Here is a 15,587-nt window from a genome sequence, read left to right on the forward strand (position 1 = left end):
ACCCCCCCCCGCCCGCCCTCTGACAGTTTCCGGTGGCCACCCGCCACGGAAGAAAGAAAGAAGAGCAACAGCGGGTCGCGCGCTTCGCTTGCTCGGAGCCGAGCATGGCTCGGCTCTACAAGGACAATGCAGAACCAAATAAAAAGGACGCGGCGAACGCCGCGTCCTTTTTCTTTTCCATCAGTTTGTCACCAACCAATGCTCTTGCCCACCGTCACCGGGAAACTGTCGAAGGTGGGACGGGGGCGGCTGGCAGGACCGTTGGCGCCATGGATGGCGCCATCGAGCCCCCAGGGATGGGTTTACGGCGTGTCCTGCCAGCCGCCCCCGTCCCGCCAAACCGTCAGCAACCCAGAGCCGCTTTGGCTTTGGCTTTGGCTTCTGCCCGCCGCAGGCGGACCACCGCGCGTCAGCGCGGCGCCTCCACATCCAACCCGATCGGGCAGCTCACGCCGGTGCCGCCGATGCCGCAGTAGCCGTTCGGATTCTTCGCCAGGTACTGCTGGTGATAGTCCTCGGCGTAGTAGTACGCCGGTGCCGGGTACACGATCTCGGTGGTGATCGGGCCGTAGCCGGCCGCATCCAGTTGGGCCTGGTAGGCCTCGCGGCTGGCCAGCGCGGCAGCGTACTGTGCCTCGTCGGTGGCGTGGATCGCCGAACGGTACTGGGTGCCGGTGTCGTTGCCCTGGCGCATGCCCTGGGTCGGGTCGTGGCTTTCCCAGAACAGCTGCAGCAGCCGTTCCAGGCTCACCACCGCCGGGTCGAACACCACCTGCACCACTTCGGTGTGCCCGGTCAGGCCCGAGCACACTTCTTCATAGGTCGGGTTCGGCGTGATGCCGCCGGCGTAGCCGACCGAGGTGCTGTACACGCCCGGCTCGGTCCAGAACTTGCGCTCGGCGCCCCAGAAACAGCCCAGCGCGAAGCGGATCTGCTGCAGGCCGGCGAAGCGGTCCTTCAGCGGATGGCTGTTCACGAAGTGCTGGTTGCTGTGCAGCGGCAATGGCTGCTCGCGCCCCGGCAATGCCTCTTCCGGGCGCGGCAGGCGCTGCTTGAAGGCCCCGATGCCGAGGATGCCCTGGCCAATTCCCAACATGATGCGCTCCTACGCCGGCAGTCCGGCCATATCGTCTGCATCGGAAATGGGGTCGGCGGCGGCCTGGCCCAAGTCCAGCGCCGCGATGATGTCCTCCGCCTGCGGCCGCGCCGCGTCGGGGATGCCGACCCGCAACACACCGAACAACGGCAGCTCGCCCATGCCCCCCAGCAGCTGCTCGCCGAACACGAAGGCGGGGATGCCGGCGTTTTCCAGCGCGTGCTTGACCAGATGGGCGTCGAACAGGTTGTCGGCCTTGTACAGGATGTGCATGCGGCGGCTCCTCGGGGCAGGGCTCCAGCATACGCCCGGGGGCTGAATGGTGCCGGGGGCGGGATCCGAGAGTTGCCGGCCAGCGGCCGGCACTACCAGAGGGTGGGGCTGGCATTGCAGGCAAGGGTAGTGCCGGCCGCTGGCCGGCATCCCCACACCCCACCGGGCAGCCCCGCCCCGTACGCGCTAGACTGTTGGTCTTTCTGCCTTTCTTTTCGCCGACTCATGTCCGAGCACACCCCCGCCAGCCCCGAGACCCCCGCCGACAGCCACGAAAAGCGCGATTTCATCCGCCAGATCGTGCGCGAGGACCTGGCCAGCGGAAAGCACCAGGCGATCAAGACCCGCTTCCCGCCGGAGCCGAACGGCTACCTGCACATTGGCCACGCCAAGTCGATCTGCCTGAACTTCGGCATCGCCGGCGAGTTCAGCGGCGTCTGCAACCTGCGCTTCGACGACACCAACCCGGCCAAGGAAGATCCGGAATACGTGGCCGCGATCCAGGACGACGTGCGCTGGCTGGGCTTCGAGTGGAACGAGCTGCGCCACGCCTCGGACTATTTCCAGGCCTATTACCTGGCCGCCGAGAAGCTGATCGAACAGGGCAAGGCCTACGTCTGCGACCTGTCGGCCGAGGAAGTGCGCGCCTACCGCGGCACCCTGACCGAGCCGGGCCGCCCGTCGCCGTGGCGCGACCGCAGCGTCGAGGAAAACCTCGACCTGTTCCGCCGCATGCGCGCCGGTGAATTCCCGGATGGTGCGCGCACCCTGCGCGCCAAGATCGACATGGCCAGCGGCAACATCAACCTGCGCGATCCGGCGCTGTACCGCATCAAGCACGTCGAGCACCAGAACACCGGCAATGCGTGGCCGATCTACCCGATGTACGACTTCGCCCACGCGCTGGGTGATTCGATCGAAGGCATCACCCACTCGCTGTGCACGCTGGAATTCGAAGACCACCGCCCGCTGTACGACTGGTGCGTGGACAACGTCGACTTCGCCCATGACGACGCGCTGACCCAGCCGCTGGTCGATGCCGGCCTGCCGCGCGAAGCGGCCAAGCCGCGCCAGATCGAGTTCTCGCGCCTGAACATCAACTACACGGTGATGAGCAAGCGCAAGCTGATGGCGCTGGTCACCGAACAGCTGGTCGACGGCTGGGAGGACCCGCGCATGCCGACCCTGCAGGGCCTGCGCCGCCGTGGCTACACCCCGGCCGCGATGCGCCTGTTCGCCGAACGCGTGGGCATCAGCAAGCAGAACTCGCTGATCGACTTCAGCGTGCTGGAAGGCGCGCTGCGCGAGGACCTGGACAGTGCCGCACCGCGCCGCATGGCAGTGGTCGATCCGGTCAAGCTGGTGCTGACCAACCTGCCGGAGGGCCACGAAGAGCAGCTGACCTTCAGCAACCACCCGAAGGACGAAAGCTTTGGCAGCCGCGAAGTACCGTTCGCACGCGAAGTGTGGATCGACCGCGAGGACTTCGCCGAAGTGCCGCCGAAGGGCTGGAAGCGCCTGGTCCCGGGTGGCGAAGTGCGCCTGCGTGGCGCCGGCATCATCCGCTGCGACGAAGTGATCAAGGATGCCGACGGCACCATCACCGAGCTGCGTGGTTGGCTGGATCCGGAATCGCGTCCGGGCATGGAAGGCGCCAACCGCAAGGTCAAGGGCACCATCCACTGGGTCAGCGCCGTGCATGGCGTGCCGGCCGAGATCCGCCTGTACGACCGCCTGTTCTCGGTGCCGAACCCGGACGACGAATCGGAAGGCAAGACCTACCGCGATTACCTCAACCCGGAATCGCGCCGCACTGTCACCGGCTATGTCGAGCCGGCCGCGGCCAGCGCCGCGCCGGAGCAGTCGTTCCAGTTCGAGCGTACCGGCTACTTCGTGGCCGACCGCCGCGACCATACCGCAGCCACGCCGGTATTCAACCGCAGCGTGACCCTGCGCGATACCTGGTCGGCCTGAGGACCTGCGCGGGCGCCTGGATGGCGCCCGCAGGACCGCGACGATGATCACCGCCCTTTCCGTCCTGCTCTGGTTCATTTCGCAGCATCCGCTGCTGACGTTCTTTGCAGCAATGGTGCTGGCCGGGCTGGTCTCGTGGTGGCGGCGCTTTCCGGGCTACGCCATCGTGGTGTTCCCGCTGGCGATGCTCAACATGTTCCTCGGCCACTTCCTCAACGCCGCCTTCCTCAACGTGGTGGGCGAGCGTGGTGAAGCGGTGATCGTCAAGGCCGAGCGAACCAGCTCCACGCTCAACGAACAGTACATCTGGCGCTACGAAGCGGTGCTGCGCACGGCCGAGGGCCGCGACGTGGACGTGGTGTTCCACACCAACACGGCTTCGCTGTGGCCGCTGGAAAACGCCATCCGCATCCCGGCGCGCGACCAGCCGTTCGTGGTGAAGTACACGCCGGGCTTCCCGCGCAACATCGTCATCCTCACCAACGAGTCACCGCACGGCATCGCCCAGGCCCGGGCCAGCGCGCGCGAGCGGGTGGAAGTGGCGGCGCGCAAGCTGCACTTCAGCCCGGGCAATGCCGAGTTCCGCGCCGACTATCGCCGCGAACTGGAAAGCTGGCTGCGCAACCACGGCAGCGACCCGCAGCAGCAATCCGACGCGCAGCGATATCGCGCCGAGCTCGACGCACTCGACCGCTAGCCCCAGGCCCTGCCTGGATGTTCCGCCCCATCCATCCACAGGCCTGACATGACCGCGAGCGCCACCGCCCTCCTCCCGCTGCTGCAGCAGGCCCTGCAGGACACCGGCACCGCCAGCCGCATCGACGGCAACGCGCTGCTGCTCGACAGCGGCCTGCGCCTGACCCCGCATGCGATGGCCGCGCAGCCGCGCGACAACGGCGGCTGGCAGACCTCCACCGTCATTGAAAGCCAGCATCCGCAGTTGTTCGCCGATGGCCTGTTCGAGTACCAGCACGCAAATGGTGCCGATGAGCAGGCATCGCTGTTGTCCGGCTTCCAGGCCTGGGCCCGGGTGGACCTGGTGACCCTGCAGACCGCGATCGGCGCCCAAGACGCACAGGGCCTGCCGATGATGGGCCTGACCTATCCGGTCGGCGACGAGGGTGAGGAACATCAGCGCACCGTGGTGCTGGGGCCGTTGGCGCACTACCGTGCACAGGACGTGGATGCCTCCACCTGCAGCGAAGACGATCATGGCTCCTGCCCCTGCTGCCTGTTCACCCGCAGCATGGAGGCCTTCGACGAGCTGCTGAAAGCCCGCCATTTCCTCGCCATCCGCCTGTTCGCCTCGCGCGATGCCGACGGCCTGTGCGAGGCCGATTGCCGGGTCAACGGCCACGACTTCGCCGCCGCCCTGCCCCTGCTGCGCGCCTATGCTGCCAGTTGGCCGCAGGCCGGGCTGGAATTCCGCAAGCAGTACGTGGTGATCCGCACCGGCTCGCCGGGCTGAGCCACGCCCACACCCGGTACAGGCCGGTGCGGCTACACTGCGCGCCGGTTTCCCCAAGCAACCGCACTTTTTCCCATCCCACACGAGGCACCCCCGCGATGCTGTACGCGCAAGTCCACCTGACCCTTCCCGCCTGGATCCACGACCAGATCGACCTGGATCGTCGATATCCGGGCGATGAGGCCAAGGTCGCGCTGGCGATCGAGCTGTCGCGGCTGAACGTCGAGCACGCCAGTGGCGGTCCGTTCGGTGCGGTGGTGTTCGGACCGGACGACAAGGTCATCGCCGCCGGCGTGAACCGGGTGATGCCGCACGCGACCTCGCTGGCGCACGCCGAGAACATGGCCTACATGCTGGCCCAGCAGCGCCTGCAGACCCCGCGCCTGAACGCGGTGCTGTCGCCGGTCACCCTGGCCACCAGCTCGCAGCCGTGCTGCCAGTGCTACGGCGCCACCGTGTGGGCCGGCATCGACCGCCTGCTGATCGGTGCCAACTCGGCCGACGTCGAGGAACTGACCCCGTTCGATGAAGGCCCGCTGCCGGCCGACTGGGTGGGTGAACTCAACAAGCGCGGCATCGAAGTGGTGCAAGGCCTGAACCGCGACGCCGCGCGCAGCGTGCTGCGTGCCTATGGGGAAAGCGATGGCGCCCGTTACTGAAACCGGCATCGGCCTGCTGTGCCTGTGCCGGCAGGGCTTCGAGCCCGAGCTGGCTGGCGAGCTGCAGTTCCGCGCCGGTGAAGCCGGTTTCGCCGGCTATGCGCGCACCCAGCGCAATGACGGCTACGTGCTTTTCATGTGCGACGAAGCCGCCGCGCTGGCGCCGCGCCTGCGCTGGCGCGAGCTGATCTTCGCGCGGCAGAAGCTGGTGGTGCTGGCCGAACTGCCGCAGCTGGACCCGGCGGACCGGATCACCCCGATGCTGGAAGTGCTGGCCGATGCGCCGCGCTTCGGCGACCTGTGGGTGGAACACCCCGATTCGGACGCCGGCAAGCCACTGTCCGGTCTGGCCCGTGCCTTCGGCAATGCACTGCGCCCGGCGCTGCGCAAGGCCGGCAAGCTCACTGATAAGCCGAACAACCGCCTGCCGCGCCTGCATGTGGTGTTCGTCGATGGCACCCATGCCTTCGTCTGCGTGGCCGACCCGGCCGACAGCGCACCGTGGGCGCTGGGCATCCCGCGCCTGAAGCTGCTGCCCGAGGCGCCTTCGCGTTCGGCGCTGAAGCTGGACGAGGCGCTGCTGACCCTGCTGACGCCGGAAGAACGCGAAGCATTGGCCAAGCCGGGCATGCGTGCGGCCGACCTGGGCGCCGCCCCCGGCGGCTGGACCTGGGTGCTGACCCGCCAGCACATGCACGTGCTGAGCATCGACAACGGCCCGCTGCGCCAGCACGTGCTGGACACCGGACTGGTCGAGCACCTGCGCGCCGATGGCTTCCACTGGCACCCGGAACAGCCGCTGGACTGGATGGTCTGCGACATGGTCGAGCAGCCGCGCCGCGTGGCCGAACGCATGGCCACCTGGTTCCGCGAGGGCTGGTGCCGGCATGCGATCTTCAATCTGAAACTGCCGATGAAGAAGCGCTGGGACGAAACCCGGCTGTGCCTGGACCTGTTCCAGGACCAGGCCGGCAAGCCGCTGGTGGTCCGCGCCAAGCAGCTCTATCACGATCGTGAAGAGATCACCGTGCTGGCTTCGCCGCTGCGCTGATCCGTCATCGGCGGCACAGGTTGCCGGGAGTACGCTCCCGGTACCCTCTGGCAAGGAGCCTGTCATGAACCTTCCGCGTGCTGCGCTGCTGTTGACCATCCTGATGGCCTCGGTACCGGCCATCGCCCAGCACGGCCCGTCCACGCCGGCGCAGAGCCAGCCGCTGGGCCCCACCGGCGGCGCGATCCGCCAGCAACCGCTGGATGCGGGCCGGGTCAGCGGCAGCGTCGAGATTCCGCAGCCGGCCGGCGAGGCGCAGGTGACCGTGCGTTCGCTGGAACCGAGCAGCGTGGTCGGCCAGTACCGCATCCATTTCGCCGCGCTAGATGTGAACGGCGACGGTTTCATCAGCCGCGAGGAAGCACAGGCCAATCCGGCGCTGGCCGACGAATTCAATTCGCTGGACCGCAGGCACCGCGGCAAGCTGGACCGCACCGACCTGGCCGGCTGGCTGGTGGATTGAAAAAGGGGACGGAGGGGATTAAGTCGTATGTGCACAAACGACTTAATCCCCTCCGTCCCCTTTTTGCTTCAGACGCCGGCGGCGCGCTTCCAGAACGCCTGTACCAGCGGCGGCCATTTGCCGACACAGCCCAGCGCGCGGCCACGGGCCAGGGTCAAGTGCATCTCGTCGTTGGAGAACAGGCGGTTGATCGCATCGAAGCTGTAGGCGGCGATCTGGTTGTCGCTGCGCCGTTCGCGTGCCCAGCGCTGCAGGCGCTGCGGCGACAGCCGCGGCTGGCCACGGCGCTCGGCCGACGGCGCCAGCCACTGCTGCAGGGCGGCGACATCGCGCAGGCCCAGGTTCACGCCCTGCCCGGCCAGCGGATGCACCACATGCGCGGCATCACCCAATGCCAGTACTCGGCCGGCCACGTAGTGACGGGCCAGTTGGCGACGCAGCGGGAAGGCCGCTCGCGGTGACGCCAGTCGCAGCTCACCCAGCCGTGCCGCGAAGGCGCGGGTCAGTTCCCGGTTGAAGGCGTCCTCGTCCAAGGCCAGCACACGTGCCGCCTCGTCCTCGGGCAGGGTCCAGACGATCGAGGTGCGGCGCTCGGCCACCGGCAGCAGCGCCAGCGGCCCGCCCGGCAGGAAACGCTGCCAGGCGGTGGCTTGGTTGGGAAGATCGCTGTCCACGTAGGCCACCACGCCACGCTGGTGGTAGTCGTGCCGCTCGACCTCGATCCCGGCCAGCTGGCGCAGGGTCGACTCGGCGCCGTCGGCGGCCACGGCCAACGCCGCTTCCAGGCGACGCCCGTCATCCAGGCGCAGGCGCACGCCCTCCTCGTCCTGCTCCAGCGCGTCCACCCGTGCCGGGCAGTGCAGCTGCACACCCGCCGCCGGCAGTGCCGACCACAGGCGATCCTGCAGCAGGCCGTTCTCGACGATGTAGCCCAGTTCACGACGGCCGAAGCGATCAGCATCGAACAGCAGATCTTCGCCACCGGCCGCATCCCACACCTGCATGCGCCGGTAGGGCCAGGCGCGGGCCTGCGCGATCGCCGGCCACACGCCCAGGCGGCTCAACAGTTGTACGTTGTCAGCAGCGAAGGCGAACACGCGCAGGTCAGGCTGTGCGGCCTGCCACGGCGCGGGCTCACGACCTTCCACCAGCGCAACCGACAGGCCGGCATCGGCCAACGCCAGCGCACAGGCAGCGCCGACCACGCCACCTCCGACGATGGCCACGTCCAGGCTCACACGCCGGCTCATGCCGCTTCTCCACGGCACAGCCGCGGCACTTCGCCACGGAAGCCCATCGCACCACCGACCAGCATCGACTGCACCGAGGCGCGTTGCGCGGCCACCAGGCCGAGGCTGCGCAGCGGCCGCATAAGCGGTGCAGGATTGCTGGTCAGCCGTGCCAGGCCACCCGAGAACGCCACCGTCTGCCGTCGGTCTTCCTGGCGGCGCGCAACATAGGCCTGCAGCAGCACATCGCTGCCGGCATCCTCGTGCGCATCCTCCAGCAGTTCGGCCAGGGTCAGCGCATCGCGCAGGCCCAGGTTGAAGCCCTGCGCACCCAGCGGATGGATGGTCTGCGCGGCATTGCCCAGCAGCACCGTGCGTTCACCGGCCAATGCGCGCGCCAGCACCTGGATGAGCGGGTAAGCGCTGCGCGGGCCGGATTCGAGCAGCCGACCGGCACGCCAGCCGATCGCATCCTGCAGGCGCTGCAGCCAGGCCGCATCGTCCAGCGCCATCACCGCATCGGCCTGGTCCCGCGCCACGCCGTGCACGGTGCCGAAGTGGCGGTCGCCGCGCGGCAGCAGGGCGGTCGGGCCGGTATCGGTGAAGCGCTCCCAGGCCGTGCCATCCGGCGCGCGCTGGCTGCGCACGCGGGCCACGAACAGGGTCTGCTGGAAATCATGCCGGTCGACCTCGATGCCCAGCGCGCCACGCACACCGCTGGTCGTGCCATCGGCACCGACCACCAGCCGTGCCAGCAGTACGCGCTCGCCGGTCTCGTCGGCCACCCGCACCTGGCGGTAGCCGTCGACCACCTCGCCCAGGCCCAGGAACCGCATCGGCCGGTAGCGCCGCAGCTGCGGCAGCTCCTGCAGGCGCGCTTCCAGCGCCTGGCCGAAGTCACGCGCGACAACCACCTGGCCGAACCACGGCCGGTCGTAGTCGGAAGCCTCCAGCTGCACGCGGCCGAAATCGCCGGCGCGGCTGACATGGATGCGGCGGATCGGGCCCGGCGCCATCGCCAGCTTCTGCATGACCCCCAACGCGGTCAGCGCGTTGACGGTCGCCGCGGCGAAACTGAGGTTGCGCTGGTCGAACACCGCCGGCAGCTCGCCGGCCGGGCTGGCTTCGAGCAGGCCCACGTCGCGGCCCAACCGGTCCAGGGCAATGGCCAGGCTGGCACCGACCAGGCCGCCACCGACGATCAGCACGTCATGTCGTTCACTCATGGTGTTCATGATACGCGCTCGCCCCGCCCGAACACCCAACAGCCCCCGACCTGCGCCAACCGGCGCGGCGGGCTAGAATGAAACCTGAATCCGCTCCGGGCCCGCTGCCATGTCCGCCACCGCCAACCGTGCCTTCGTCCTGTCCGTACTCGTGCTGTTGCTGGCGGCGACCCGGGTCAACCACTTCGCGGCGATCCCGGATGCCTCCTGGGCGGTGTTCTTCATCGGCGGCTTCTACCTGGCTGGCTGGACCCGCTGGGCATTCCCGCTGCTGATGGTGTTCGCGGTGCTGGTGGACTGGATCGTGATCCGCAGCAGCGGGCTGGATTTCTGGCAGCACTACTGCGTGTCGCCGGGTTACTGGCTGCTGCTGCCGGCGTATTTCTCGCTGTGGGCCGGCGGCATGCTGCTGGGCCGCAACTACCAGGGGGCACGCTGGCCGGTACTGGCCAAGGGCGCGCTGCTGCTGGTGGCCTCGGTGGCGGTCTGTCACCTGCTCGCGCAGGGCGGCTTCTACTGGACCAGCCGCAACGTGGCCGAACCGACGCTGGCCGGCTGGGCACAGAACTACGCACAGTGGTTCGGGCCGTACCTGCGCACCACCGCGATCTACGTGGCGCTGGCCGCCGCCCTGCAGCTGGCCGTGGAGCAGGTACTGAAGCTCCAGCAGGCCCGCCGCGACATCCGGCACTGAGCCGCGCCATGGGTCATCGCCTCTCGCGCATCTATACCCGCACCGGCGACGACGGCAGTACCGGCCTTGGCGACGGCCAGCGCGTGGCCAAGGATGATGCCCGCGTGGCGTCCTACGGCACTGTCGACGAAGCCAATGCCGCACTCGGCCTGCTGCTGGCCACGGCGCTGCCCGACGACGTGCGCGCGCTGGTGGTGCATCTGCAGCACCAGCTGTTCGACCTGGGCGCCGAACTGTGCATCCCCGGCCACGCCGCGATCCACGCCGCCGATGTGTCGGCACTGGAACAGCAGCTGGACCACTACAACGCCAGCCTGCCGATGTTGAAGGAATTCATCCTGCCAGCCGGTGGCGAGGCCGCCGCACGCTGCCACCTGGCGCGCACCATCGTCCGCCGCGCCGAGCGCGAGACGGTCACCCTGGCCCGCCACGACGCCGTGCGCAGCGAGGCGCTGCAGTACCTCAACCGGCTGTCGGACCTGTTGTTCGTGCTGGCCCGGGTGCTGGCCCGTGCCGATGGCCATGGCGAAGCGCTGTGGCAGCCACAGCAGCGCCAGCGCTGAGTCGGCACGATGCTGGTCTTCACCCATCCGTCCTGCCTGCTGCATGACCCCGGCCCTGGCCATCCGGAGTGCCCGCAACGCCTGCAGCATGTGCTCGATGCCCTGCACGCCGCCTTCCCCGGCCAGCTGGACTGGCGCGAGGCGCCGCCGGCCAAGTTCGGCGAACTGACCCGGGTCCACGACAGCGCCCTGCTCGACTTCGTGCTGCAGCCGCAGACCGCGCCGCTGCGCCAGCTGGACATGGACACCTGGACCTCGCCCGGCTCGGCCAATGCCGCCGTGCATGCCGCCGGCGCCGGCGTGGCGGCGGTAGATGCGGTGATGCTGGGCGAGGACCCGCTGGCGTTCTGCGCGGTGCGGCCACCGGGCCACCACGCCACCAGCAGCACTGCGATGGGCTTCTGCCTGCTCAACAACATCGCCATCGCCGCCGCCTATGCCCGCGACCGCCATGGCCTGGAGCGGATCGCGGTGGTCGATTTCGATGTCCACCATGGCAACGGCACCCAGGACATCTTCCAGCACGACGCCCGGGTCTCGTACTACAGCACCCACCAGGCCGGGCTGTTCCCCAACTCCGGCCTGCGCCGCGACCGCGGTGCCGGCAACCTGATGAACATCCTGCTGCCCCCCGGCAGCGGCGGTTTCCGCTTCCGCAATGTGTGGGCCGACGAGATGCTGCCGGCCATCGACGACTTCCGGCCGCAGCTGCTGCTGATTTCGGCCGGCTTCGATGCCCACCTGCGCGATCCGCAGGCCGACCTGATGCTGGAAACCGACGATTTCGCCTGGATCACCCGCGAACTGCATGCGCTGGCGCGCCGCCATGCGGCCGGCCGGGTGGTCTCGATGCTGGAAGGCGGCTATGACCTGCAGGCCCTTGCCGAGTGCAGCGTGGCCCATGTCCGGGCCCTGCTGTCCCCCCCACCGGGCAGCGTCTCCGGATGAACCCGAACCGGCAGGATCCGACGCCCTTCATTGCCCCTATGCAAGGGATGGGGCAAGCTACCGTCCGTTTTCGCCCGAATCCGAACCGCGTGCGCCGAGCCCTCCGCCTGCTTCCCCTGCCTCTGAGCATCGCCATCTGCCTGCCGGCAATGGCCGATGAAAAGCCGCTCAACTGGGGCCTGTGCCCGGCTACCGACGTGATTCCCGCGTTCACCGATGCCCCTGTCCCGGTCCCGGTCCCGGGGCAGGACAAGGCCGCCGCCAGCGCCGCGCGCGAGCAGCAGCCGACCGACATCGAGGGTGACCAGCTGCTGGGCACCACCACCGTGCCGCAGTACGAAGGCAACGTGGCCCTGCGCCGTGGCGACCAGTTCGTCGGCACCGACAAGCTCAGCTTCGATACCGAGACCGGCAACTACATCGCCGACGGCAATGTCCGCTACCAGGACTCCTCGATCCGCATGGTCGCCAAGCGCGCCGAGGGCAACCAGGAAAGCGACACCCACAAGATCACCGACATCAAGTACCAGCTGGTCTCGCGCCGCGGCAACGGCGATGCCGAATCGGTCGACCTGCAGGGCGCGGTCGGCCAGATGCACCGCTCCACCTACACCACCTGCGACCCGTCGCAGCCGGTGTGGAAGCTGTCGGCGCCGCAGATCGAAGTGGACAACGACGAAGGCTTCGGTACCGCCCGCAACGCCGTGCTTCGCATCGGCAAGGTGCCGGTGCTGTGGGCGCCGTACTTCAAGTTCCCGATCGACGACCGCCGCAAGACCGGCCTGCTGTTCCCGCAGCTGGGCATGTCCGGCCGCAACGGTTTCGATTACGCACAGCCGATCTACTTCAACCTGGCGCCGAACTACGACGACACGTTGACCCCGCGCTACATGAGCCGGCGCGGCCTGATGCTCGACAACGAATTCCGCTACCTCTACAACGGCGGCCGCGGCGAACTGCTGACCGCGTTCATGCCCAACGACAAACTGCGCGACCGCGACCGCGGCCGGGTGATGTTCGGCGGCTACCACAACCTCGACGACCACTGGCAGGCCCGCGCCAACCTGGCCTGGGTCAGCGACGAACGCTATGTGGAAGACTTCGCCAACCGCCTGGTGGGGGTCACCGCGTCGAACCTGCAGAGCACCATCGGCCTGTACGGCACTGGCAGGAACTGGACGGCCGGCATCATGGCCGACCGCTGGCAGCTGACCGACTACACCCTCAACGAGGGTGCGCTGGCCTACAACCGCCAGCCGCGCCTGTATCTCAACTGGGACAAGCCGGTCCTGCCGTGGCTGGAAACCGGCATCTACGCCGAAGCCGTGCGTTTCACCCACGACGACATCAACTTCAAGTACGGCGCTGATGCGGGACCGGACCTGCAGTACACCCGCAACGGCAGCCGTCAGACCGACGGCATCGGTGTCAGCGGCGGCTCGCGGCTGGATGTCAAACCCTACGTGTCGTTCCCGATCAGCGGCGCGGCCTGGTATGTCACGCCGACCCTGGCCTACCGCTATACCGGTTACCAGCTGGACCGTGGCCTGGTTGATGGCGTGAACGGCATCCGCGGCCAGATCCTGCGTTCGCAGGGCATCGACCCGAACACCGCCACACCGGAACAGCTGCGCGGCAACACCTCGCCCAGCCGCAGCCTGCCGATCGGCAGCATCGACGCCGGCCTGTTCTTCGATCGCGAGACCCGCATCGGTGGCAAGTCCTTCCTGCAGACCCTGGAACCGCGCCTGTTCTACCTGCGCACGCCCTACCGCGATCAGGACGAGCTGCCGATCTTCGACACCCGCGACTTCACCTTCAGCTGGGGCCAGCTGTTCCGCGATTCTCGCTATACCGGCGCCGATCGCCAGAACGACGCCAACCAGCTGACCATGGCGCTGAGCACCCGCTTCATCGACCAGACCACCGGCAAGGAACGCTTCTCGGCCTCCATCGGCCAGATCCAGTACTTCGACGAATCGCGGGTGACCGTCACCCCGGGTGGCGCGCCGGTGGAGAAGGGCAAGTCGGCGTGGATCGCTGACGGCAACTACATGATCAACGACCGCTGGACCCTGGGTGCCACCTACCAGTGGGACCCCAAGTACAAGCGCGAGGATCTGGCCAGCGTCCGCGCCCGCTACCTGATGCCCAACGATGGCGTGATCAACCTCAGCTACCGTTACCGCATCAACTCCGGCGCCCCGGCCACCGCCAACAAGCATGACCGCACGCTGCTGGAACAGGCCGACCTGTCGTTCCTGTACCCGCTGAATGCGCGCTGGAGCCTGGTCGGCCGCTACTACTACTCGCTGCAGGACAAGGAACCGCTGGAGATCATCGCCGGCGTCCAGTGGGACAGCTGCTGCCTGGCCGTGCGTGCGGTCGCCCGCCGCTACGTCCGCAACCGCGAAGGCGAGATGAACAACGCCATCCAGCTGGAGTTCGTGCTCAAGGGCCTGAGCTCCCTGGGCCAGGACACGGACCGTACCCTGCGCCGTGCTATCCTCGGCTACAACCGCGACGACCTCTATCTCGTGCCGCCGAGCAACACCGGGGCGACCCGGGATGACTACGATCCGAACCTGATCCCATGACCAAGCGCTTCCCCGTTCTTCTCGCCTCGCTGCTGGCGGTGTCCAGCGTGTCCGCCCCCCTGCAGGTGCTTGCCCAGGAGGCGCAGCCGCTTGACCGCATCGCCGCCGTCGTCGATGAGGACGTGATCCTGCAGAGCGAGCTCCAGCGTGCGATCGCCAACATCAAGGCGCAGTACGCCGGCCGTGAAAACCAGCTGCCGCCGGAAGACGTGCTCAGCCGCCAGGTGCTCGAGCGCCTGGTGCTGGTCAAGCTGCAGGTGGCCCGCGCCCAGGGCAGCGGCATCCGGGTCAGCGACCAGGAGCTGAACCAGGCGATGAACTCCATCGCACAGCAGAATGGGTCGAACCTGGACGCCCTGCGCCAGCGCCTGGCCCATGACGGCATCGACTTCAACGATTTCCGCGCTTCGGTGCGTGATGAGATCACCGTGCAGCGCCTGCGCCAGAGCTTCGCGCAGAGCCGCATCAGCGTCAGCGAGGGTGAAGTCGACGCCGCGCTGAAGCAGCAGGCCACGGTGGGCAACCAGTACCACCTGGCGCACATCCTGATCGCCCTGCCCGACGGCGCCAACGCTGACCAGATTGCCACCGGCCAGAAGAAGGCCGATGGTGTGAAGACCCTGCTGGACAAGGGCGAGCTGGACTTCAACGCTGCAGCCGTGCGCTATTCGGACAGCCCGAATGCACTGGAAGGCGGTGACCTGGGCTGGCGCAGCCTGGATGAAATCCCGCAGGCCTTTGCCCAGATGATGGAAAAGATGAAGCCCGGCGAAGTGGTCGGCCCGATCCGTGGCCCGAGCGGCTTCCAGCTGCTGAAGCTGGTGGAAGTGCGTGACGCCAGCTCCGCCGCCGCCGGTGAGCATACGGTCACTGAATTCCACGGCCGCCACATCCTGGTGCGCGTGGACGACCACCAGACCGACGCCGCCGCCAAGGCCAAGATCGACACCCTGCGTGCCCGCATCGCCGGTGGTGCCGAGTTCCAGACCGTTGCCAAGGAGTCCTCCGAGGACAACAACAGCAAGGGCCAGGGCGGTGACCTGGGCTGGTTCCCGGCCGACGCGTTCGGTCCGGCCTTCGGCCAGCAGGTGGAAGGCCTCCAGGACGGTGGCGTCAGCCAGCCGTTCCGTACCGATGCCGGTTGGCACATCGTGCAGCGCGTGGCGACCCGCCAGACCGACGTGACCACCGACAACCAGCGTGCCCAGGTCCGCGAGACCATCGGCCGCCGCAAGCTGGAAGACGAGTACAACCGCTTCCTGCAGGAACTGCGTGGCGAAGCCTACGTCAGCTTCCGCAGCGGCGACCGCGCGGAAAACACCGCCACCCCGCCGCAGTCCTGACCG

15 protein-coding genes are annotated in these 15,587 nt (G+C 68.2%); 11 read left to right on the top strand and 4 right to left on the bottom strand.

The genetic code is table 11. The features are described 5' to 3' along the window. Window positions 1-409: 409 nt before the first annotated feature. Window positions 410-1,075: a peptide-methionine (S)-S-oxide reductase MsrA gene (gene msrA / locus VG566_RS10235; protein WP_032956996.1), complete on the bottom strand. Its 666-nt coding sequence runs from the start codon at window positions 1,073-1,075 to the stop codon at window positions 410-412. 30 nt (window positions 1,076-1,105) lie between these two features. After that, a complete protein-coding gene (locus tag VG566_RS10240) occupies window positions 1,106-1,369 on the bottom strand; it encodes a DUF2007 domain-containing protein (protein ID WP_100449360.1) in 264 nt (87 codons plus the stop codon). A 225-nt stretch (window positions 1,370-1,594) separates the two neighbouring features. Here VG566_RS10240 and VG566_RS10245 point away from each other — a divergent pair, with 225 nt between their 5' ends. From VG566_RS10245 to VG566_RS10270, 6 genes are all read left to right on the top strand, one after another. Further along, window positions 1,595-3,343 (top strand): glutamine--tRNA ligase/YqeY domain fusion protein, encoded by a 1,749-nt coding sequence (locus tag VG566_RS10245; RefSeq protein ID WP_014645999.1) that lies wholly within the window; start codon window positions 1,595-1,597, stop codon window positions 3,341-3,343. A 43-nt stretch (window positions 3,344-3,386) separates the two neighbouring features. Continuing rightward, window positions 3,387-4,040: a hypothetical protein gene (locus VG566_RS10250; RefSeq protein ID WP_241884683.1), complete on the top strand. Its 654-nt coding sequence runs from the start codon at window positions 3,387-3,389 to the stop codon at window positions 4,038-4,040. A 48-nt stretch (window positions 4,041-4,088) separates the two neighbouring features. Further along, window positions 4,089-4,811, top strand: a complete 723-nt coding sequence (locus VG566_RS10255) for a DUF6348 family protein (RefSeq protein WP_241884684.1) — start codon at window positions 4,089-4,091, stop codon at window positions 4,809-4,811. 98 nt (window positions 4,812-4,909) lie between these two features. Continuing rightward, complete coding sequence (locus VG566_RS10260) at window positions 4,910-5,470, top strand: nucleoside deaminase (protein ID WP_004154307.1); 561 nt, start codon at window positions 4,910-4,912, stop codon at window positions 5,468-5,470. Further along, entirely contained in the window at window positions 5,454-6,521 is a 1,068-nt protein-coding gene (rlmM, locus tag VG566_RS10265) for a 23S rRNA (cytidine(2498)-2'-O)-methyltransferase RlmM (protein ID WP_046428937.1), read from the top strand. The genes VG566_RS10260 and rlmM overlap by 17 nt, the downstream gene beginning before the upstream one ends. 64 nt (window positions 6,522-6,585) lie before the next feature. Next, window positions 6,586-6,984, top strand: a complete 399-nt coding sequence (locus VG566_RS10270) for an EF-hand domain-containing protein (protein ID WP_134966894.1) — start codon at window positions 6,586-6,588, stop codon at window positions 6,982-6,984. Between the two features lie 68 nt (window positions 6,985-7,052). Here the strand turns inward: VG566_RS10270 and VG566_RS10275 are convergent, their stop codons facing one another. Beyond that, window positions 7,053-8,234, bottom strand: a complete 1,182-nt coding sequence (locus tag VG566_RS10275) for a UbiH/UbiF family hydroxylase (RefSeq protein WP_241884685.1) — start codon at window positions 8,232-8,234, stop codon at window positions 7,053-7,055. After that, a complete protein-coding gene (gene ubiH, locus VG566_RS10280) occupies window positions 8,231-9,439 on the bottom strand; it encodes a 2-octaprenyl-6-methoxyphenyl hydroxylase (protein ID WP_014645993.1) in 1,209 nt (402 codons plus the stop codon). Before ubiH ends, VG566_RS10275 begins: the two co-directional genes overlap by 4 nt. Window positions 9,440-9,548: 109 nt before the next feature. On the opposite strand from ubiH, the gene VG566_RS10285 reads away from it, so the two are divergent. The 5 genes from VG566_RS10285 to VG566_RS10305 all read left to right on the top strand — a co-directional run bounded on the left by VG566_RS10285 (window position 9,549) and on the right by VG566_RS10305 (window position 15,584). Further along, a complete protein-coding gene (locus VG566_RS10285; RefSeq protein WP_014645992.1) occupies window positions 9,549-10,133 on the top strand; it encodes a hypothetical protein in 585 nt (194 codons plus the stop codon). An 8-nt stretch (window positions 10,134-10,141) separates the two neighbouring features. Then, window positions 10,142-10,696 (top strand): cob(I)yrinic acid a,c-diamide adenosyltransferase, encoded by a 555-nt coding sequence (locus VG566_RS10290; RefSeq protein ID WP_014645991.1) that lies wholly within the window; start codon window positions 10,142-10,144, stop codon window positions 10,694-10,696. 9 nt (window positions 10,697-10,705) lie between these two features. Next, complete coding sequence (locus VG566_RS10295; protein WP_241884686.1) at window positions 10,706-11,644, top strand: histone deacetylase family protein; 939 nt, start codon at window positions 10,706-10,708, stop codon at window positions 11,642-11,644. A gap of 89 nt (window positions 11,645-11,733) precedes the next feature. Continuing rightward, window positions 11,734-14,241: an LPS-assembly protein LptD gene (gene lptD, locus VG566_RS10300; RefSeq protein ID WP_162838511.1), complete on the top strand. Its 2,508-nt coding sequence runs from the start codon at window positions 11,734-11,736 to the stop codon at window positions 14,239-14,241. After that, window positions 14,238-15,584: a peptidylprolyl isomerase gene (locus VG566_RS10305; protein WP_032959016.1), complete on the top strand. Its 1,347-nt coding sequence runs from the start codon at window positions 14,238-14,240 to the stop codon at window positions 15,582-15,584. Before lptD ends, VG566_RS10305 begins: the two co-directional genes overlap by 4 nt. Window positions 15,585-15,587 lie beyond the last annotated feature (3 nt).

This window comes from Stenotrophomonas sp. CASM114 (genome assembly GCF_049384325.1).
Classification (GTDB): Bacteria; Pseudomonadota; Gammaproteobacteria; order Xanthomonadales; family Xanthomonadaceae; genus Stenotrophomonas; species Stenotrophomonas muris.